General features: G+C 39.2%; 15 protein-coding genes. 6 read left to right on the top strand and 9 right to left on the bottom strand.

Annotated features, from left to right (window positions below; genetic code table 11):
- Positions 1 to 92: 92 nt before the first annotated feature.
- The 3 genes from BLS69_RS24215 to BLS69_RS32275 form a co-directional block, all read right to left on the bottom strand.
- On the bottom strand, positions 93 to 1,067 hold the full coding sequence (locus tag BLS69_RS24215) for an alpha/beta hydrolase family protein (protein WP_091037356.1): 975 nt from the start codon (positions 1,065 to 1,067) through the stop codon (positions 93 to 95).
- Between the two features lie 289 nt (positions 1,068 to 1,356).
- A complete protein-coding gene (locus BLS69_RS24210) occupies positions 1,357 to 2,340 on the bottom strand; it encodes an alpha/beta hydrolase (RefSeq protein WP_091037355.1) in 984 nt (327 codons plus the stop codon).
- On the bottom strand, positions 2,337 to 2,498 hold the full coding sequence (locus BLS69_RS32275) for a hypothetical protein (RefSeq protein ID WP_176872994.1): 162 nt from the start codon (positions 2,496 to 2,498) through the stop codon (positions 2,337 to 2,339). The genes BLS69_RS24210 and BLS69_RS32275 overlap by 4 nt, the downstream gene beginning before the upstream one ends.
- Before the next feature lie 128 nt (positions 2,499 to 2,626).
- Between BLS69_RS32275 and BLS69_RS24205 the strand changes: the two genes are divergently transcribed.
- Positions 2,627 to 3,133, top strand: coding sequence for a TetR/AcrR family transcriptional regulator (locus tag BLS69_RS24205; protein ID WP_176872993.1), 507 nt, complete (start codon positions 2,627 to 2,629; stop codon positions 3,131 to 3,133).
- 1,892 nt (positions 3,134 to 5,025) lie between these two features.
- Here BLS69_RS24205 and BLS69_RS24200 read toward each other — a convergent pair.
- From BLS69_RS24200 to BLS69_RS24180, 4 genes are all read right to left on the bottom strand, one after another.
- Positions 5,026 to 5,592, bottom strand: coding sequence for a hypothetical protein (locus BLS69_RS24200; RefSeq protein ID WP_091037351.1), 567 nt, complete (start codon positions 5,590 to 5,592; stop codon positions 5,026 to 5,028).
- Between the two features lie 104 nt (positions 5,593 to 5,696).
- Positions 5,697 to 6,182 carry a hypothetical protein gene (locus BLS69_RS24195; RefSeq protein ID WP_091037350.1) on the bottom strand — a complete coding sequence of 162 codons (486 nt, stop codon included), beginning with the start codon at positions 6,180 to 6,182 and terminating at the stop codon, positions 5,697 to 5,699.
- A 921-nt stretch (positions 6,183 to 7,103) separates the two neighbouring features.
- A complete protein-coding gene (locus BLS69_RS24185) occupies positions 7,104 to 8,108 on the bottom strand; it encodes a HAMP domain-containing sensor histidine kinase (protein ID WP_256332411.1) in 1,005 nt (334 codons plus the stop codon).
- A 70-nt stretch (positions 8,109 to 8,178) separates the two neighbouring features.
- Positions 8,179 to 8,856, bottom strand: coding sequence for a response regulator transcription factor (locus BLS69_RS24180; protein ID WP_091037521.1), 678 nt, complete (start codon positions 8,854 to 8,856; stop codon positions 8,179 to 8,181).
- A gap of 2,013 nt (positions 8,857 to 10,869) precedes the next feature.
- Between BLS69_RS24180 and BLS69_RS24175 the strand changes: the two genes are divergently transcribed.
- Positions 10,870 to 11,850: an alpha/beta hydrolase gene (locus tag BLS69_RS24175; protein WP_176872992.1), complete on the top strand. Its 981-nt coding sequence runs from the start codon at positions 10,870 to 10,872 to the stop codon at positions 11,848 to 11,850.
- Between the two features lie 518 nt (positions 11,851 to 12,368).
- Here BLS69_RS24175 and BLS69_RS24170 read toward each other — a convergent pair.
- Positions 12,369 to 12,884 (bottom strand): TetR/AcrR family transcriptional regulator, encoded by a 516-nt coding sequence (locus BLS69_RS24170; protein WP_091037344.1) that lies wholly within the window; start codon positions 12,882 to 12,884, stop codon positions 12,369 to 12,371.
- Between the two features lie 451 nt (positions 12,885 to 13,335).
- On the opposite strand from BLS69_RS24170, the gene BLS69_RS24165 reads away from it, so the two are divergent.
- The 3 genes from BLS69_RS24165 to BLS69_RS24155 are packed head-to-tail and all read left to right on the top strand — an operon-like array spanning position 13,336 to position 16,405.
- Positions 13,336 to 14,376: a TIM barrel protein gene (locus BLS69_RS24165; protein ID WP_091037342.1), complete on the top strand. Its 1,041-nt coding sequence runs from the start codon at positions 13,336 to 13,338 to the stop codon at positions 14,374 to 14,376.
- A gap of 22 nt (positions 14,377 to 14,398) precedes the next feature.
- Complete coding sequence (locus tag BLS69_RS24160) at positions 14,399 to 15,529, top strand: carbohydrate kinase family protein (RefSeq protein ID WP_091037339.1); 1,131 nt, start codon at positions 14,399 to 14,401, stop codon at positions 15,527 to 15,529.
- Positions 15,530 to 15,547: 18 nt separating this feature from the next.
- Complete coding sequence (locus BLS69_RS24155) at positions 15,548 to 16,405, top strand: class II fructose-bisphosphate aldolase (protein ID WP_091037338.1); 858 nt, start codon at positions 15,548 to 15,550, stop codon at positions 16,403 to 16,405.
- Positions 16,406 to 16,456: 51 nt separating this feature from the next.
- On the opposite strand, the gene BLS69_RS24150 is transcribed toward BLS69_RS24155, so the two are convergent.
- Positions 16,457 to 17,428 carry a helix-turn-helix domain-containing protein gene (locus BLS69_RS24150; RefSeq protein ID WP_091037335.1) on the bottom strand — a complete coding sequence of 324 codons (972 nt, stop codon included), beginning with the start codon at positions 17,426 to 17,428 and terminating at the stop codon, positions 16,457 to 16,459.
- A gap of 625 nt (positions 17,429 to 18,053) precedes the next feature.
- Here BLS69_RS24150 and BLS69_RS24145 point away from each other — a divergent pair.
- Positions 18,054 to 20,519 carry a glycoside hydrolase family 3 protein gene (locus BLS69_RS24145; protein ID WP_218133579.1) on the top strand — a complete coding sequence of 822 codons (2,466 nt, stop codon included), beginning with the start codon at positions 18,054 to 18,056 and terminating at the stop codon, positions 20,517 to 20,519.
- Positions 20,520 to 20,677 lie beyond the last annotated feature (158 nt).

The following is a 20,677-nucleotide window of genomic DNA, read 5'->3' as shown; positions in this document are numbered from 1 at the left end:
GTTCAACTAACGGACAGGTTAGTTTAAGATTAGTCACAGAGAATTTAACCCTTAACAGAGCCTGTTGTGATCGTGTACTGCTTTTTCATAATTTAAATTACTAATGGCATATATTTATCTAAATATTCACTTAATTTATCCATGAATTGAGTCATCTTCTTTGGTTGCCATCCTAGGTTGTGCCCTGATTTCTCAAATTCGATAAAATCATATAAAACATTATTTTTTTGCAATGCTTCTAGCAGATGTTCTGCTTCTGCAAATGGTACAATACGATCAACTTTCCCGTGTGCAAATAATATGGGTACGGAGTCCTTATTAACTAATAGTGCTGGCGAAACAGGAGTTATCTTATTTTTAATGTCATCTTCATCTTTTAACTCGTCTTTAGATACTCCTACACCAACAAAGTTATTAAAAAAATCAATTGCTGCTTCTGAACCTTCTTTGGATTCAAACTCTGTAGTAACGCCAAATCCTCTTGGATCTGCTAAAGTGGGTCCTGCAGCTTGAAAAGTGAATACTACTGGTACGGGGGATTCTTTTGCATCTCTAAAAGCATAAATCATGGATAACATTGAACCTGCTGATCCACCACCAATTGTCATTTTGTTTATATGATAACCAAGTACTTCTGCTTTTTCTACTGCTGCTTTGACCCCTCTCTTAATTTCCGTGGACATATTATAAACTGTTGAATTAGGATCATCCTTACTATTTACAGTATAATTAATTCCTGCAGCTACATATCCTTTAGAAGTTGCCCACTTAAGTACTGGAGCATCCCCTTCTTTATCTCCACCTGTAAATCCTCCACCATGAATATAAACAACTAATCCATAAGCATTTTTGGAACTATCAGCGGGTAAATAAAGGTCAAATTTTTGTGATTCTTCATCTCCATACTTATAATCTTTTTGAATAGTACCAACTGTATCATCCCACTTGACTTTTGAAACCCCACCATCTCCAGTTGTAAATTTTGTAATTACCGGGGCAAAAATTATTGCAGATGTTATAAAAACAATTACATAAACTAATCCCCAAATTAATTTTCCTTTCTTCATTAGAAAAACTTCCCTCCTACAATTAGATTAATTACTGAACTATAAATAAACCATCCTGTGAAAGCACCAAGTACTATCAAAATCAGTAATATTATTATTCTCTTTTTCATTATTCTCACATTACTCCTTTTTTTAATTACATTTGATAGACGTAATAGAACTAGGCGGCAAGTGTGTTTCTCTTCCGCCTGGATATACACGGAATGATACGTTTAAATTTTTAAAATAAAGTGCAGAGTATTCGACTCTTCGAGGATAAATTAAATAGACGAACAATAGCATTTATAAATCAGTTATTTGAATCTATAGGCATGTATTTTGTAAGGTATTCTTCGATTTTTTCATGATAGATCACAGCCTGTTTATTGTCGTTTTGCAAACCATGACCGGAATGAGGGAACACGATAAATTCATGTGGAATATTGTATTGCTCTAATTTACTCACCAAACGCTCTGCTGACTTAAATGGTGCAATTTTATCATGTGCTCCATAAGCCATCACAACCGGAGGAGAATTTTCGCCGACCCACATATCAGCTGAAATGGGCTTGACGGCGTCATAATAAGTGTGGTTTTCGATCATATCAACCGTAATTTTTTGCCCTGACATGACACTAAACAAATTGGCTGCGTTATCTTCATTTTGATCCAATCCGTAATTTGTCCAGTCTTCGTGATAGAAGCTTGCCGGTCCGACTCCTTCAAAGATGAGATTTACGGGCACAGGAGATGTACCTGCATCCCGAAGTCCATAAATTAAGGCAAGAGTTCCTCCGGCAGAACCGCCGGACACTGCCATTTTATCAATGTGATATCCGAGTTTCATTGCTTCCGCCACAACATCCGGAATTGCTTCTTTGATCTCCATTGACTGCGAATATACACTTGCATCAGGATTCTCGTCTGTGAAAAGCGTATAATTGATCCCGGCAGCGACATAGCCTTTAGAGCTCAACCATTTCAGCATTCCTTCATCATATTGTTTATCTCCGCTAGTAAAACCACCGGGATGAAGATAAACAACAAGACCATAGTTCTTTTTAGCGGTGTCTGCCGGTACGTACAGGTCAAATTTATTTGCTTCCTTATCACCATAGGAAATATCCGTATATACCGTTCCTACCGAGTCGTTCCACTCCACTTTCGTGGCACCATGTAAAGGATCGTAACTAGTCTTAATAAAAACGGAGAGAGCAGCTGAAACAATAAAGGCACCGATACACAACAAAACGAATTTCCAAGTGCTTTTCTTTTTGTTTATTTTTTGGATCATAGAATGTTACCTCCAAACATTGTTCCTCCAAGCAAAAGATTCAGCGCAAATCGAAACATCAATCTTCCGAAAACTGCTGCTATAACAATCACCAGCACTAATATGATTATTCTTTTTGTTGTGAAAAACTTTTGTTTTTCAATGATTTGATCTGACATAATTATTCCTCCTACCTTGACATTCAGAATTAACAAATGTATTATCCGATGCAACAAATGTATCACCGGCGTATCGGATAATCAATAGATATGAAATAATGGCACAAAAACAGGGGGAATGTACCATCATGGGAAATGAAGAACGTAACACTTATGTAAAAGTCCAAATAATCAATGCGTTAATTGTACTGCTTAAAGAGAGAGAACTTTCGAACATTTCCATTAGTGACATTACAACTACAGCTCAAGTGAGTCGAAATTCTTTTTACAGAAACTATTCCAAAAAGGAAGACATTCTTCTAGATCATATCCATTCTATACTTCAAGGATGGCGGCTTGATTACGATAATGATGGAGACCATACAAACGAGGAAATGTACGGGAGCCTTTTTGCCCACCTAAAAGAAAACTGTGATTTCTATCTTCTTCTAAAGAAAAGAGGGCTATTTCATTTATTTCTCGATGTATTTCTTAGTATTTTTGGTTCAAAACCAGATCAGGATAATCTTTCCGCATACATTGTTTCATTTATAGCTTATGGTACCTATGGTTGGATTGAAGAGTGGATAGGAAGAGGGATGCAGGAGTCGGCAGAGAGTATGACAGCACTGCTATCCTCTCAGGGGAAACGATAGGTTCATAATTAAAGATCAGCGTGATTAAGATTAACTGGAGTCAACAACTAGCGAACGTTAAAATGGATCGTTGCAGAAAATGCAAACGATCCGTTCCTTTATACCTTCAGGGACGGCAGCGGAAAAATTATATTAGACTGATGAACCTCATTAAGCTAACCGGAGACGGTTAGCTTAATAATACAAAGATAGGAGCTGATCAATGTGATCGGCTGCTTTTGTTCAACTAACGGGTGTGATTATAAGTTTAAAATGTAAAATATTAAATAAGCATTGCCACCGTATATGGCAATGCTTTTTTTATAGAAATAGGATTGGAGTCGATACAGGAGCCAGGGAGAGCTCCTGGTTATTTTCTGATCATTTATTTTATGGATCTATTCAAGTTTTTCCTGTACATATATTTTCTATACATAATGAAAAGCACTACTTGTATCTAACTTTTGAACTGTTCTAATCATTGAACTAACGGGCAGGTTAGTTTAAAAATAAAGTCCTTAAACATTATTTATCGAGCTTGTCTTTAGAGAAAGAAAAGCTCTTTGTTTTAGTAAAAACTTTATTTTCTGCTTGAATCCCATTGTTTAAAAGATGTACTAATTGCTTAACGTAATCTATCGGCTTTGTAGTTTGATTATGCATCAAAATTATTAGCAGCTCCATAAAGTGCCCAGCTTAGCTTAACATCATAGCAACCGCTTCAATCTCCATTTAGTTATGTTTAGACCACAGTTTTTGCCCCCACTCCAAAAAGAATATTTGAAGTTTATGTTTAAAAATGGTTACTATTTGGGTTATAAAAGCCTCTACTTTTCTGACATTGATTACTGAGCGATGTTAGAAATTTAATGACAGAAGAGAAAATAGCGGTCAGCGTGTGGCACCAAATTACATTAGCTAAGCCAGGAATATGTATGTTACGTAATGAAAAAAGAGAGTTGTATTATCACATCTCCTTTTTGACACTCACTTCTTACGGGTAGGCATTTTTATTACAAAGAATAGTAATGATAAGAAGAAGAGAGCTTGTGAAACGTTTATAAATATTCGAATTCCTTCACTCGATTCTTTTATATCAAATAAAATATCAATGAATGAAACTAAACCTGAGATTATAAGTACGGTCAGTGAGAATATGTACAAGTTTAATCCCCCTTAAAAATAGATGTTTTACAGCAGGAGAGGACAAAAACTCTTGCTGACGCATCATTTAATCCTGCCGAAACATCAACAGATTAATAAGTATTGGAATGACCCTGCAGTACTTACTCGATGGACTTTTAACTGTTATATATTCCTATTGTGGAAATTGAATAAAATTAAAACGTTCAACTGAGAAGCAACCCTTGACTGGGCACTCCTCTTCACACTTTCTCTACTCTAATCGGCACATCACATTTAACGTTTATCACCTAAATACATAAAAAGAAAAATCAGAATGATAATCAGAATGCCTGATAGATTGTATATTGTTTGAAATGTCTCACTTTGTGCGTGCATTAAAAAAAACCAGCACAGTAAGAACGAAGACTAACATGCCCCATTTAATATTCATGTTCAAATAAGCACCCCACCTGAAAAAAATGGTTTCCTTTATCATATGTTGCAAAGTTTTTATATTCAACTTGATAGAGATTTAAAGCAAAAGGTAGGTTTGCTGCGGTGGACCGGAACTTCAAAGGATGTCTTTTGTTTCAGAGACAAATGTACTTAATATAAATTATTGAAGAAGACTAATCACTTTTATTGTTTGGAAGTGTTTAGTCTTCTTCTGCGTTCCAACGATACGGAGGAAGAGATTATGTAGTCTCTAAATATCATGTAACTAGCCGGTAGGGAAGAACATACATGTATGTATGAATTCCTTAAGTATTTCCTCGGAAGATAATTCATTAAACATCTAGGTCATTTGTGTTATTTTGTTTTATTTTTTTTACAATTTTAAAGATCAGCATTAATCCCCATTCGATAATATGATAAAAAACGGCTATAGAGAGAGCAGACCAATAATCTAAAATATAAATGCCAGTAAAGCTAGACGCTAGAATATAAATTATGAAGCTATCCATAATAAGTGTAATAGCACTCCGAGTATATATAGAAACCTGTTTCTTTAATCCGTAATTTAAAATAGTAACAATAATGGGATGGACCAGTGTTTCAAAAATTAGAAATCCAATAATGATAAGTACAGAAAAAACAATGATATCTCCTATTTGGTCGAAGTTTATAAAGTTACTCACTTTTCCGAAATTATAGAAAAACAAACCGTATAATGTTGTGAAAATGACCACCGGCAAGATGATCAAAGAAGCTAGTAAAGGAATTAGCCATATCTTCACCATAATAGGAGGTGGGTTTTCCTTATCTTTACGACTCATGTAATTGATTATCAGATTTAGACTGAGTAACAGAATAATAACTAGTATGCATATTACAAGCCAATGTGTTGAATTCATAATTCCTCCCATTTATATTCCATTTTTTAGTTGTAATACCTTATTTAAATAAAAATATACTTTACTTCATTAGAAGTAAAGTATATTTTGACTCATATTTAATCTTAGAGTCCCGCTAACCACACGATGTATTTTGCAATTTCATACGCTTCTGCTGGTGGAACTCCGATACCTACAAGGCCGGTTGCAATAATATTTTCTTGCCAATTTGTAATAGAGTCTAAGAAGTCAGCGATCTTGCCAGAATATTTAGTGACGTAGTTACCCGCTGAAGGACTGAGCTTCGAAAGAAGCTTACCTAAATAATCTCCACCGTAACGTAAAGCAGAGGTTATGGCTTTTTTAATAACGTTAGAAATGAGATTTTGAGTACTTACATCTCCGTTGTTTTGAGCAGTTGGAGTTACAATAACTGTGTTTGAGAGTTTGTTGGAAGGTAATGTTGAAACATTACTTCCATTTAGTGTAGAACTGGAAACAGAAATGGTTTTCACAGGAGCTGGACTAGCCATAACTGTTACTGGAACAGATAAAGCTCCCATCAAAATTCCCGCAGCCAGAGTAGATGCGATGGTTTTTTTAAATTTCACAGAAAAGTTCCTCCATATCACTTTTATTTAATTATTTGGATTATAATCCATTTATTTCATCGCTACTTATTTTATACATTATTTAGTGGCATTTTGTATATACTTCTGACAAAACTAGTCAATAAATCCTATTTATTTACATAAAATATTGTAAATCTACATATATAATTACCGATTGGAGCTACGTTTAGAATGAAGTACTATCCTTTTTATGCTGTCCATAAGACCCATAATTACATCCTTTTCGGTTTTATATCTCTGATAGATATGCAATGAGATGGAATACGCACATCCTAACGATTTAATTACTCTTCCGTACTGAATAGTAAAATAGAACTTAAGAGCAGGAAGCTTAATAAGGATTACTTCTATTAGAACATTGTTTAAATTTAAAAGAATTGAATGTCATGTCCTTTTTACCTATAATCAAATAGCCTATGAAAAATAAACCAATAATTTAAAAGGGAGGATTCCCTGCCTATTAAAAAGAGGCTAGTTTTATCGTGTTTGGTTTTTAGCTTATTCTGCGCTCAGATAGCAACACCTATGGACGCATTAGAAAACGAATCAAACCTAGGTAAACAAATTATTATTCAGGTGGGAAACCAGCAGAAGCTGGTTAATGGTCGGCTAACCGCTTTTGACTCAATGTGGGGGCTCTCGCCAGTTTTAGAGAACGGTACGATTTAGGTTCCAGCTAGAAATATGGTGAGGAAGCTTGGGGGATCCATCAGGTATAACAACAATAATCAAAAAATTACGGTATCCTTGGATAACAAGATACTGACCACGTATGCTGTAACTACTTGCTTTGATGAGGTATTGGTAATGGACTTCTTAAAGATGTTGGTATCTACACATTTCCGCAGTAGCAAATAATCCCATTTCCTCATTGTAGATGCTGAGAAAATGGGATTGTTTCTAAATTGAAGGAAGAGTCACTTCAAAAGTTACACCTGTGTCATCTGAGCTTACAACCTGAATCGTCCCATCATGAAGTGCAACAATTTTATGTGCAATGCTTAGACCCAATCCATTTCCAGGAGAGGAATGAGAAGAATCTCCTTGATAGAATTTATCAAAAATGTATTTTTGCTGACTCTTATCAATCCCTGGGCCATTATTATGAATCGATATACGAACCTGTTGATCCTTGGAATCCAAAACAATTGTAATCTCGGAGTAGGAAGGTGAATACTTAATGGCATTGTCCAGAAGATTAATCCAAACTTGGCTAAGCATATCCTCATTGGCGGTTACCGTCAGTTCAGACGAATCGAACTGAAAGCTTATGTGCTTCGCAGACCATTTCGGCTCCAACAATACAATCACCGTTCGGATGTGTTCAGTTAAGTTGAATATCGTTTTCTCCGTAATGATGGCTTGGCTTTCTATTTTCGATAACTGAAGCACATTCGTAGCAAGTTCAGCCAAACGCTCCGATTCATTGATGATGATATCCAAATAATCATTGCGTTCCTCACTAGTTAAGTTTTTTCTTTTCAGCACTTTTGCGTAGCCTCGTAAGGAAACGATCGGTGTTTTGAATTCATGCGAAAAATTATTAATAAAATCGGAACGCAACATTTCAAGACTACCGAGTTCTTCAGCCATGTGATTAAAACTTCTGTTCAGTTTTCTTAGCTCTTTCGGCCCCTTAAGCTGAATACGAACGGAAAAATTTCCTTTGGCCAACTCTTCGGAGGCCCGTATGACTTTTCGAATCGGAGAGAGTGGTATGCGGCTAAATATCAAAGATGCCAGGATACTGACCAGAATACTCACCGTCCCAAAATATGTAATAAGAACCAAAGCGCCACCTGAATCTGGATCTTCGACTGGAGGAGAAGGGTAAAGTCCGATATTTACAAAAAATATTATGATGACCAGCGAAAGAAAAATAGAGATGAGCAAAATAAATAACACAATGAACGAAAACATAAACGTTAGTCCAAATCCACGTAAAGATCTCTCTTTAATAAAATTCATTATTTTTCTACTCACTATGTTTTACCGCCTTATAACCAATTCCTCGAATAGAGATAATCTCAAATTCCGGATAATCGTCGAATCGCTTTCGTAATCGATTAATGTGAACATTTAATGTGGTATCGCTACTTTCAGAGTCCATACCCCAAATTTCGTCCATTAATTGAATACGGGTAAAAATTTTGTCCGGGTACGACAGCAATTTGTACAATAAATAAAATTCCTTCTGCGGCAGTGTCTGTACTTCATCTTCTCTTGTCACCGACAATTCATCATATTGTAGTGTGATTTTTCCTAGTTTAAGCATCCGTTCGTTCTGGATCTTGGCTCGTCGCAACAAAGCTTTCATTCGCAGAAGCATTTCGTCCTCGTCCACGGGTTTGACCATATAATCATCTGTTCCTGCCATGAAACCTTTACGTTTGTCAGCGGGTAGATGTTTGGCACTAACCATTAGTATAGGGATATCATTTCCTCCCTCGCGGATCGTTTGAGTCAATTCGAATCCATCCATTTGAGGCATCATGATATCTAGAACAATTAAATCAATATGCTGCCTGTCCAATAATTCCAATGCCGCAATGCCATTTTCCGCAAGAAACACCTCGTATCCTGCAGATTCTATAATCGTTTTCATTAATTTGGAGGTGTTTTTATTATCTTCTACAACGAGGATTTGAAACATTCCGTTCATTCCTTCCCGACACATCTGTAATATCTGAACTGCATTCTATCACATCATCCTCCTTAAAGTGAACAACGAAGATCCATTATATCTGTTTTATTTTCAGTTAATATACTTTTGTAAATGTGAGTCAAGCGAATAACAATTCATCAATATCGAATGCTCTGAATGTTCAAATAAGTTAATCAGCTTGATCAGTCAGTCTAACTAACTGCGGTAGTGCAGAATTTATTTTTGAGTATCGTAGTACTAATTCTTACAGTTTCCCAATAAAAAGCTGCTTTTAAACATCAGGCTTCATAGGAGTTTCTTGTGGTAGCTAATGTGGATGAAAATATTAAGAACTGGTACATATTCATCAGTCAGTCTTAATTTTATGTTGCGTTTGAATGAGGTTCGCACTAGTTATTTTTACGGGAAGTTCAATGTAGACAACATTTGGATTGGGGGGAAATTCACAACGAGACGTAAGAAGCAAAAATGCTGTAACCAAGCAGTACAGCAGCACCTATAACAATGCTAAATATACTGAAAGCAACACCTCAAGCTTTTGGGAACAGAAGGCCAATTTTGAGGGAGTTGGAGCTATGACGTATCCAAGAACTAAATTCCCTCTTTGATGGATGCTTGTAGAGGTTTTTTTAAGCGAGAATTTCCGAAAATATCATAAGGGCAATAGGGCATGTTAATACTTCTATTTTGGTCAAGACAAAAAAATAAGCGTAATATCCTTGATATAACTGATTTTTGGCAATTCGTTTCAGCATGGATCACAGTGGCATGCTACTCATGCTGATGTGTATTTGTCATCGTGCTTCTTGTATTGTTTAAAAGATCATGTACAAATGGGAAATGTATTCTTCGATGACGATGTACAGATTCTTATGAATGCGAACTGGCAGGATGTTGCGAAAAGTCTGAAATAGCTACTTGAAGAAACTTTTAAAAGAAAGATCCCATTTCTCCGAAGTAGGCCTACTTTGCTTTTTTTGGATACTTATACCCAATTATGTATTCCGCACAAAAGATAAGAAATCTTTGTTTGTTTTTAGGGTCATAGGCACAAATATCACACCAGTTTATTTTTAGTTTATTCAGATCAGGTATATTACTTTAACAAAAACAGGACTCATCTTTGTATGAATCTAATAGGAGGAATATGGAGAGGAGTGAAAGATGAAATTTATAAAAATGGGTCTGTTCTGTCTAGGACTGTTGGTTCTTAGTTTTATCATTGTGAAGTGCATTCAAGTTGGGATACTTGTTCAGTACAAATGTATTTTTAATAATAGAAGCTGAACCAAATATAAGGAGAGTTCCGTTCAAAACATCATACAAGCTGAAGAACATGGAATCGATACAGTTATTGTCACTTGTAGTGAAGCAAGACTCAGTTCAATGTTAATCTGTCTACACTGTTCTCCCAAATAACTTCAGCCGTCAGTTTACCAGTAATTGCTGTCTGAGGAATCATTGATGGATGAGGAGCTAAGAAATTCTTCGAAATGAGCCCAAAGGGGGGTATAAGGGAACAAGATTCATTAAAACGTAGATTATCCTGCGAGTCCAGCTGCTAAACAAGGCGGTGCATTCTTATATCTTCCAAGTAATAATATAACATTTATAGAATTTTTATCCAATTCGTGTCTAGTTTATTTTCAGTTTATCTTTTAATGATAAGATGTATCCTAGGATTTCAACGGCGGGTAATTTGCCAACCAATAAGAATTTAATATCTAGTAGGAGTGAGGCTGTGTTATTTAATTAGGAAGGTTTATATTTCGAACAAAACTATATTTAGAAGAAGTACATCAGTCTACTTAAAAACAGCAGGTGTATATGCAGGGAGCATAGAACGCGACTCATTTATAAGAGAAAAAGGTCATAATCTATTGCTACTAGAAAGTCATACTTCCAAATGACTATAAAAACGTTGGACTGAAAATAGAGATGCTACTTGAATCAAGAATTCAAGAAGGCGATGACTCAGCAAATCGGAATTTGGAGGAAACTATGAAAAAAATTATGAAAACATTTCTTATTATTATTCTTGTTATTTTTGTTGTAATTCTACTTGGTATGTTTGCCTTTATAAAGATTGCTGAACATAGAGAAACTAATTATAGCAAATATACGGAAACTGCCGGCAAACTTGAAAAGAAATATACGGAATTAGGGGATAGAGAGGTATCTTATAAAGACTATGACGCAAACGATGATGTAATTGGCAAATATGCACTATGGTATCCTAGTGAGCTTGAAAGCAAAGATAACAAGTATCCAGTTGTAATATTTGCGAATGGGACGGGGAGTACTTCATCTACTTATAAACCATTTTTAGAACATTTATCATCTTGGGGATTTATTTCAGTCGGGAATGATGATAAGGATACCAGAACCGGAGCTTCATTAGAGCAAACAATAAAATTCCTAATCAAAGAAAATGAAAATAGAGATAGTGTTTTTTATCAAAAAATTGATTTAGATAATATCGGAATCGGAGGGCATTCCCAGGGCGGAGCAGCCGTGTTTAATATGGTAGTTAATCAAGAGCATGGTTCTATGATTAAGGCATTGTATGCTGCAAGCGCAACATCATCTTATCATACAATGGTTATGGGTGACCAATGGAAATATGATATTTCAAAGGTAAACATACCAACATTTTTAACAGGAGGAACCGGGCAATGGGATGCTGGTAATGCTACAAGTAAAGAGCAGGCTACTGATGATAAAAATGGTGTCGTACAAGGGATTGCTCCGTTATGGTCGTTGCAGGAAAATTATAATTTGCTGCCAGAAACAATAGATAAAGTCGTTGCCCGAAAGAAGAATACAGACCACGGAGATTCATATAAGCAATTTGATGGCTATATGACTGCTTGGTTTATGTATTACTTACAAAATGATAAAGAAGCCAGAAAGATATTTACTGTTGGTGGGGAACTACCCACTAATAATTTATATCAAGATGTTCAGACAAATATAAAATGACTAAACATTAAATCTCAGTTTGTAGGTAATGATTAAATCGCTCATACCGCCAAAGTGATCCAGACGTAGTGGAGTGGCTCTGCCATACGCCATGCCAGCTCTGCATAAGTATGGGGCTGGTTCACTTGGTGGGCGAGCCTACGAAATCCGTTGAAAGCCCCCTTTATTAAGAAAGGGCCCAAAGACTGGAAACTATATTGCGTAAGGTGCAAAATTCTTTTGTTTAGGCGGTGTTAAGGCGTTTTTATAGCTGTGATAAAAAATGCGCCTGCTTCATAAGTAATAATTAAATACTGTGTATTTAAGGACAGTTGATACTACATCGGCTGTCATTTTTTGTGCGCTGAGAAGAAAAGATAAGTGATTTCAAAATGATTATGATCAAATTCGGTTAATATACAATTCTCTAACTAGGCATTATGAAACTGACTCAAATATAAAAAATAAAGTTGAGTCAAGCGGTTATTCGATTTGGAATTTGTTACTATTAATTCTGAATTTCCCATTCTGACAACAGATTAGGTTTCTGTTTTATTACGATTCTTCAGAAGGAAGGTCATTTCTTCTGAAGTCTCTTGCATCCCTCTGGCAAACCATTCTTCAATCCAGCCGAACAATCCATAAGAAAAATAAGCTGCAACATAAGCACCAAAGTTTGGATAATCCGGTTTTGGGCCATAGAGTTCTTTGAGTACATCTTTTAAAAGATAAAACATGTTTCTTTTACTAAGAAGGAGGTAGAACTCCCTCTGTTCGCTAAAGTGCTCAAATAGACTTCCTAACATGTCTTCTTCAGAGGTATTTTGACTTTCTTGATACTCCACATGCCAATCACCTATAAGTTTATAGAGATATTCTTTTAGAATATCTTCTTTTTCCCTATAATTTCTGTAAAAAGAAACACGGCTTACTTTTGCATGAGATGTAAGATCACTAACTGAGATAGTCCGGAGTTCTTTTGTCTTCAACATATCAAGAAGTGAATTTGTAATTTGAAGCTTTACAAAAGTGTTCCTTGTGTTTTTATTGGTCACGTTGCATTTTTCCTTTCCGAATCAGTGTCCTTTGGTTTATTCATATGGATATCAACAATGATACATTTGCATCACAAAAAAAGATACACGTGTTGCATTAATTTAAAGAAATTTAAAAAAGATCTGTAGGTTGATCATGGCTTTGTAAATAAACAGGACGAATAAGACAGGATTAAAGCAGTGACCGCTTCACCCATAGTTAATGTTAAAACGCTAATATAGCACATCAAGTTATTTGTGACCCACCATACAAATTTATTATCATTATCCAGAATATTAAACTTTATTTTATCAAGGAATGGCTATTAATAGTCATTCTTTTATTATATTTAATTCGGATTAGCAAAACTGTAGGTGAAAAAACGAAAACTAGTGCATGTTTCAGATCTGAAGATAAATTACATTAAATGAGTACTCACATAAATTTGTCTTTTATAAGGAGATGCACGTAATGACTATGTTTAAATTCTCTGTTGGTCCCTGGAATGTTCATGATGGAGCAGACACGTACGGACCTGCAACACGGACAGAAATCACTTTTGAAGAAAAAATTAAAGCTTTTGCTGAAATGGGGTTCAGTGCCATCCAGTTCCATGATGATGATGCTGTCCCGAATTTAAATGATTTGACGGAAGAAGAAATTAAAGCCGAAGCCAGAAAAGTTAAATCACTGCTGGACAAATACAATTTGGTTGCCGAATTTGTTGCACCGAGATTGTGGATGGATCCGCATACGATGGATGGAGGCTTCATGTCCGGATCTCAAGAAGATAGAGAATTTGCATTATGGAGATCCTATCGTTCGATTGATATCGCTAATGAACTTGGCTGTGACAAAATTGTACTGTGGTTGGCAAGAGAAGGAACGCTTTGCGCCGAGAGTAAAAGTCCCGTCACCGCAACGAAGCAATTAGTTGATGCGATTAATAAAATGCTGCAGTATGATGCAGGGATCAAAATATTGATTGAGCCAAAGCCAAATGAACCGATTGACCGCAGTATTTGTGGAACGATGGGCCACGTGCTTGCAGTATCTGCAACAACCATTGACCCTTCTCGGGTTGGCGGTTTGCTTGAATCGGCGCATGCAACATTGGCAGGCCTTGATCCGTCCCATGAAATTGGATTTGCTCTGGCAATGAATAAGCTGTGGGGCGTTCATCTTAATGATCAGAATGGATTGAAATTCGATCAAGACAAAAGCTTTGGAGTAGAAAATCTCCGTCAGGCGTTCAATCAGGTTAAAGTGCTGGTGGAGAACAATTATGGTTCCAATGGGGAATATGTAGGCTTGGATGTTAAAGCCATGAGAACTACGAAAGACCAGGACCGTTACAAGCATCTAACGAATAGTCTAAACATCGTAAAATCACTGGAAGAAAAGGTGAAACGTTTTGATTATGAGTTTCAGGAGCAGTGTGTGAGGAACAGAGATTTCGAAGGATTGGAATTGTATGTGATGAACCTGCTTATGGGAACCGATCAAAAGTAATGTTCTCCGGGGAGGTGCAGGCATGTTAAGAAACAAGAAAAAAATAGTAGTGGCCGGACATATCTGTCTGGATATTACTCCGAAATTTCCGGCGAACCCCAATTCGAACCTTAGTGAAATTCTGTTGCCTGGAAAACTGGTGCAGATGCGGGATGCTGACGTTCATACTGGCGGAGTTGTTGCCAATACAGGGCTGGCCCTGAACCTTTTTGGTGCAGATGTCAATTTGATAGGTAAGATAGGACAAGATGAATTCGGAAAACTTATCCTGAATATTCTGAGCAGCCATATGGACACGCAACACATGCTTGTAGCAAATGATACAAATACATCGTATACCATTGTATTATCTCCTCCGGGAATGGATCGGACTTTTCTTCATAATCCAGGGGCTAATGATACATTCACTTTTGAAGATTTGACCATGGAGGCAATCAGAGAGGCGACTTTGTTCCACTTCGGTTATCCACCTTTAATGAAGCGGATGTACGAAAATGATGGCGAACAGTTAATCCGGATGTTCAAAACCGTAAAAAGTTTAGGTGTCGCTACATCCCTTGATATGGCTGCAGTAGACCCGCATTCCCAAGCAGGTACTGCTGATTGGGAGACGATACTACGCCGTGTGTTGCCTTATGTTGATATTTTTGTGCCGAGCGTCGAAGAGCTTTGCTTCATGATCGACCGTGAGAGATACCGTGATTGGCAACAGCGGGCTGGAGGACGAGATATTATCGAAATCTTGTCCATAACCGGAGATGTCAAACCTTTGGCGGACAAGCTACTGGAAATGGGAGCACAAGTAATGTTGTTGAAATGCGGTGCTCTTGGATTGTATTACCGCGCAGCAAGACAAGATATTTTTATCGAAATTTCCATTCCGGATTTGTGCGTTCCCCAGTGGGCAGAGCTGGAGAGGTTTGAAGAGAGTTATATTCCGGACCGGGTCGTATCGGCAACGGGGGCAGGAGACACGAGTATAGCTGCTTTTCTGTATGCAATGCTGCATGGATACTCGCTTAAACAAAGTCTTCAATTGGCTGCAGCGACGGGAGCCTCCTGTGTAACGGCATTTGACCCGCTAAGCGGACTAATGACAATAGAAGAGCTGCTCAAGAAGATAGATGGCGGCTGGAAGAAACAAAAAGTCTGAGATAAAGGGGTAAGAAAAATGTTAGTTAATATGAACGAGGTTTTGCTACCTGCGCAAAAAGGAAAGTATGGCGTCGGTATGTTTAATGCCGTGAATCTGGAGATGGCAAGAGGGATCATTGCTGCGGCAGAAAAAGCGAATTCTCCAGTGATTATGGGCACAGCAGAGGTCTTCTTCTCCTACTGTCCTCTGGAGGAAGCAGCGTATTATTTGATTCCGATGGCCAAGAAGGCCAAAGTCCCCGTTGTTATCCATTTGGACCACGGGATGACCAAAGAAGCATGTGTACAGGCGCTGGAACTTGGATTTACATCCATTATGTATGATTGTTCCCTCGAATCGTATGATGTCAATGTCCGTAGGGTGAAGGAGATGGCTAATTTAGCTCATTCCCACGGTGCTTCCATTGAAGGAGAGCTGGGGCATGTCGGTGACAACGAGGGTTCTTACGAAGGTCAACACGAAATGGAAGATCCTTCGATATTTTTTACTGATCCGGCCGTAGCGAAGGACTTTGTGTTTCAAACCGGGATAGATGCTCTCGCAATTGCTGTAGGAACCGCCCATGGCGCTTACAAACGGCCTCCGAAGCTGGATTTTGAAAGGATTGAAACAATCTCAAAAACTACCACCGTTCCATTAGTTTTACACGGAGGTTCCGGATTAAGCGAAGCGGATTTTAAACAAGCCATTGATTCGGGAATTAGCAAAATAAATGTATTTACGGATATCAATACAGCTGCTGTTGAAGCAATGTTCAGGCAGTTTACCTCCTTCAATAAGGGAATGATCGATTTGATTCCGGCGACGGTCGAATCCATCAAAGAAAAAGTGTTGGAAAAGATGGAGGTCTTCAGTTCTTACAACAGAGTTTAACGTTAAAGGGGCTATCACTATGACAAATAGAGATGGGCCCTTTTTGAATGACTAAATTAACAAGGGATTTGGAACTTCTCTCAGGACGGAAAGATGATTAAGACGCAGTTTACGTAAAATATCAAGTGTATCATGCTCGGAATAATAGTTTTCGACCGTATGCAACGGACTTTTTATCCTGACTGCTTTGCTCTCTTTCGAAAGCTTTTTCTTGTATTCAGCCGGCGTACAGCCGACATTATCTAGAAAAGCTTTATTCAGATATCTGTAGTCGGAAAATCCGCATTCCAAACAGATATCAAGAAGCTTCATATCTCCGGTCAAGAGCTTCTTTGCGTGATTGAATCGAAGATTGTTGATGTAATCCTGAAAGGATATATTCAAATGTTCTTTGATAAATTGTGAGAGATACGTCATAGAAAGTCCTTCGATTTCTGCAATGTCAGAGAGCCGGATTTTATGCATATAGTGCTCATCAGCATAATTCAATATTCGGGTTAACCTGTCAACCTTAAGTTTATTTTTGTTTTTTTCATCGTCACTGATTTCATGGTAAGGAAGTTTGTTTAGAAGGACTCCAAATAACACATTCAGCATGCTCATACAAGAGAACTCGAAGCCTTTTGGCCGTGCAAAGTATTGGTATGCCATTTCAGTGATTAGTGATGTTATATATTTGTACGAATCTCCGGTTATATGCTGTTCTAACCTTGCAGAATCAAAAACCAGATTAGACATCTCTCGAAAATAGTTTTTGCAAAAATTAGGGGAAATCTGCAGGCATAATAAGGTTGATTTGCTTTCTGTCCGAATTTCATGTGGCTGGTTTGAATTCAATAATATAGAAGAATCAGCTTCCAGCTCATAAACTTGTTGTTTGGATAAAATGGACAGTTTACCTTCAAGTACGAGATTGATCTCCAATTCCCGGTGCAGATGGGATGTGCGATAATCCATATCGATCAAGAAGATATTTAAATATTTGATACTCGGATGGTCTATAATCTCAAATTCTCTTTTCATCAGTTCCTCTTCTCCTTGCCTAAGCTGTGGGGATTTCCATCACGGGTTGAATAGACGATTTGTGATAGAACCTACTAATAGCATTTTAGCAGAAAAGATCACCCTAACTAACAGGATGATTCCCAAATAATAATAAGATTTTGATGCTTATAGCCAGGCTATCCTCAAGCTCAGTAAATTAAGAATCAGATATTCATGCTTAAATCCCTCTATATCTTCATCAAAATGAAGACGTCTATACTTATAGGTGAGTAAAATCCTGAGTATTTTAATTAGCATTTTAAAGAACAAATGTAAAAAGGATTTGGATAATTGAAAGGTATACGATTTGATTTTAATTGAAATGCGGATGTTAAGTATTCAGCTTGGATTCAAACCGTAGGTGACGCATTTGGTAAGCTGGAAAAGCTCTAAAGCAATTCTGATTTATGTTAAGAAATCGTTTGCAAAAACTGCTATGTCGAGCAGCTGTGATCGTGTCACTCCCCCTTATCTGAAGACGAGTTTTGTATAGGAATGATGATTGTCCGACAGTAATAAGTTTACTATTAATTGTAAACTTGAACGTGAACGACAAAGCGGTGAAGTGCAATTAACCTGAAAGACTGAAAGGATGAATAGGGATATGGGATTACAAACTTACGAAATCAATCATATTGAGAGACTGAGAAAGTTGGCACCGGAGTGTATGGTACTGTTAAAGTCGGACGGCAGCTTTCCGCTTGAGGTACCGGGAAAGATGGCCCTGTATGGTAGCGGCAGCAGACGCACAATAAAAGGCGGCACCGGCTCCGGGGATGTGAATGTCCGAGCTTACACTACGATAGAGCAAGGCCTGGTCAAAGCCGGATTTAACATTACCACATCGGATTGGTTGGACGCCTACGACGCAGTCTGGGAAGAGGAATACAAGACGTTTCGGGCAGGCCTCAAGGCGAAGATAGAGGCGGAGGGAATGAGCGGGCTGCTGGAGACTCTGGGCGTGGCCATGCCAGAGCCGGAGTATAGTATTCCCCTGAAGGGCGAGGGAGACACGGCAGTTTATGTCCTCGCCAGAAATAGCGGGGAAGGGGCAGACCGTCAGGCGGAAATGGGAGATATGAAACTAAGTGCCGCGGAGATCCGGGACATCCTACAGCTGGCAGAGCAGTATCCAAAGTTTCTGCTGGTCTTGAATGTGGGCGGTGTGGTCGATTTGTCGCCAGTCGTGGAGCGGGTGAAGAATATCCTGATTTTGTCGCAGCTTGGCATATCGGTGGGCGACTCCTTTGCGGATGTGCTGCTGGGAAAGGCATACCCCTCCGGTAAACTGGCTTCTACTTGGGCGGCCTGGGAGGATTACTGCACGGTAGGAGATTTCGGGGAGCTTGATGATACCCGGTACCGCGAAGGAATCTATGTAGGCTACCGATATTTTGATACAGTGGGGAATCAACCTATCTTTCCTTTTGGCTTTGGATTGAGTTATACCGCCTTTTCTATTGAACCGGGGGTGCCTAAGATGAAGGGCACCAAAGTGACAGTGCCCGTGACCGTAAGAAACACGGGAGCGCACCGAGGGAAAGAAGTTGTGCAGTTGTATGTATCTGTACCGGAAGGGAAACTGGACCAGCCATATCAGGTACTGGCGGGCTTTGGTAAGACAAGGGAGCTGGCTCCGGGAGATAAAGAAAATTTGGATATCTGCTTTGAGATGGAGGGTTTGGCATCCTACGATGAGGAGAGCAGTTACCGGATTCTGGAGGCGGGAGATTACTTTTTGCGCTTAGGTAACAGTAGCCGCAACACAGAAGTGGTAGGCACGGTATGCCTGGAGGATACGGTCGAGCTAGAGCGGGTCAGCCATGTGGGCGGCACCCCGGATTTTCGCGACTGGAAGCCTGAAGGGGCTAAGAGAGGTCTGGGGAGCATAGGAATTCCGGGAGAACGGATAGCGCTTCACCTTTCCGCTTCCGCTTTTACGACTGTAACCTATACCGCACCGAAGGTGGATGAAGAGGCTTTGGCATTGGCAAAAACTCTGACGGATAGTGAGCTTGCCTATCTGTGTACCGGTGTTTTTGTGGACGATGAGACCAAGTACCTCATCGGCAATGCCGGCGTGACGGTTGCCGGGGCAGTAGGAGAAACCACTACCTTGCTCCGTGATAAGGGGATTCCCAATCTGGTGATGTCGGACGGTCCTGCCGGGCTGCGGCTGAGTCGGCAATACGGTTTGGATGAGCAGGGGGCGTATCCTCTGGAAGCAGAGGAACAGGAAGCCTTCAAGGAGCTTCTGCCGGAGGCACTGCTGAATATTCTGCTGGGCATCTACCCCGCTGCGGCAGGCCAGAATCGAAATGGCGAGATCCGCGAGCAGAACTGTACGGCCATTCCCGTGGGCACGGCCCTTGCCCAGAGCTGGAACCCGACTGTTTGTCAGGAGTGCGGCGACATTGTGGGGGAGGAGATGAAACGGTTCGGCGTGCACCTGTGGCTGGCACCGGCAATGAACATCCATCGCAATCCACTCTGTGGTAGGAACTTTGAGTATTTCTCGGAGGATCCTCTTATCAGCGGCAAAATGGCTGTTGGCATCATCTTGGGAGCCCAGAAACATCCGGGCTGTGGTGCCACAGTTAAGCATTTTGTCTGCAATAACCAGGAGACCAACCGCTTCAATTCCAACAGCGCGGTTAGCGAACGGGCATTGCGAGACATTTATTTGCGGGGCTTTGAAATTGCCATTAAGGAAGCAGCGCCACTGGCGGTGATGAGCTCTTACAATTTGCTTAACGGAGAGCATACTTCCCAGCGGCATGATTTGATGGAGATAGTGCTTAGGGAAGAATGGGGTTTTGAAGGCATTGTCATGTCGGACTGGGTGCCCGCCGGCAAGCCGTCGGCAGATGACAAAAAATATCCTAGAGCCTGCGCTTCCGGCAGCATAGCGGCGGGCAATGACATCATGATGCCTGGCGGCAGGAAACACCATGAAGATTTGATGAACGCATTGAATAATGAGACGGTAGCCTATCCGCTGACCCGCGCAAATTTGGAGAAGTGTGCTTCACGGATGATAGCTATGGCCTGGAAACTGGCCGGACAGTAAGAATGAGGGAAGCTGCACTTTATGGTTGCTGGTACGGAACCTTTTGATGCGTGAACTGCAGAAGACATAACGGCTACAGGAGGGCAGGGAATTACTCCGCTGTGGTCACTTAATACGAATTATTCCAATATTCCCGATACGGTAATCAAAGTTATGGC

The organism is Paenibacillus sp. CF095, assembly GCF_900101225.1.
GTDB lineage: Bacteria > Bacillota > Bacilli > Paenibacillales > Paenibacillaceae > Paenibacillus.
Note: the sequence above shows the minus strand (reverse complement) of the source record. Positions and strands in the feature narration are given on the sequence as shown.

What these genes read in the sequence shown, in the direction of transcription:
- BLS69_RS24150 (WP_091037335.1), bottom strand. Translation starts at nt 17,428, where the DNA reads ATGAAAAGAGAATTTGAGATTATAGACCATCCGAGTATCAAATATTTA.
- BLS69_RS24145 (WP_218133579.1), top strand. Translation starts at nt 18,054, where the DNA reads ATGGGATTACAAACTTACGAAATCAATCATATTGAGAGACTGAGAAAG.
- BLS69_RS24175 (WP_176872992.1), top strand. Translation starts at nt 10,870, where the DNA reads ATGAAAAAAATTATGAAAACATTTCTTATTATTATTCTTGTTATTTTT.
- BLS69_RS24210 (WP_091037355.1), bottom strand. Translation starts at nt 2,340, where the DNA reads ATGATCCAAAAAATAAACAAAAAGAAAAGCACTTGGAAATTCGTTTTG.
- BLS69_RS24155 (WP_091037338.1), top strand. Translation starts at nt 15,548, where the DNA reads ATGTTAGTTAATATGAACGAGGTTTTGCTACCTGCGCAAAAAGGAAAG.
- BLS69_RS24165 (WP_091037342.1), top strand. Translation starts at nt 13,336, where the DNA reads ATGACTATGTTTAAATTCTCTGTTGGTCCCTGGAATGTTCATGATGGA.
- BLS69_RS24160 (WP_091037339.1), top strand. Translation starts at nt 14,399, where the DNA reads ATGTTAAGAAACAAGAAAAAAATAGTAGTGGCCGGACATATCTGTCTG.
- BLS69_RS24205 (WP_176872993.1), top strand. Translation starts at nt 2,627, where the DNA reads ATGGGAAATGAAGAACGTAACACTTATGTAAAAGTCCAAATAATCAAT.
- BLS69_RS24180 (WP_091037521.1), bottom strand. Translation starts at nt 8,856, where the DNA reads ATGTTTCAAATCCTCGTTGTAGAAGATAATAAAAACACCTCCAAATTA.
- BLS69_RS24215 (WP_091037356.1), bottom strand. Translation starts at nt 1,067, where the DNA reads ATGAAGAAAGGAAAATTAATTTGGGGATTAGTTTATGTAATTGTTTTT.
- BLS69_RS32275 (WP_176872994.1), bottom strand. Translation starts at nt 2,498, where the DNA reads ATGTCAGATCAAATCATTGAAAAACAAAAGTTTTTCACAACAAAAAGA.
- BLS69_RS24200 (WP_091037351.1), bottom strand. Translation starts at nt 5,592, where the DNA reads ATGAATTCAACACATTGGCTTGTAATATGCATACTAGTTATTATTCTG.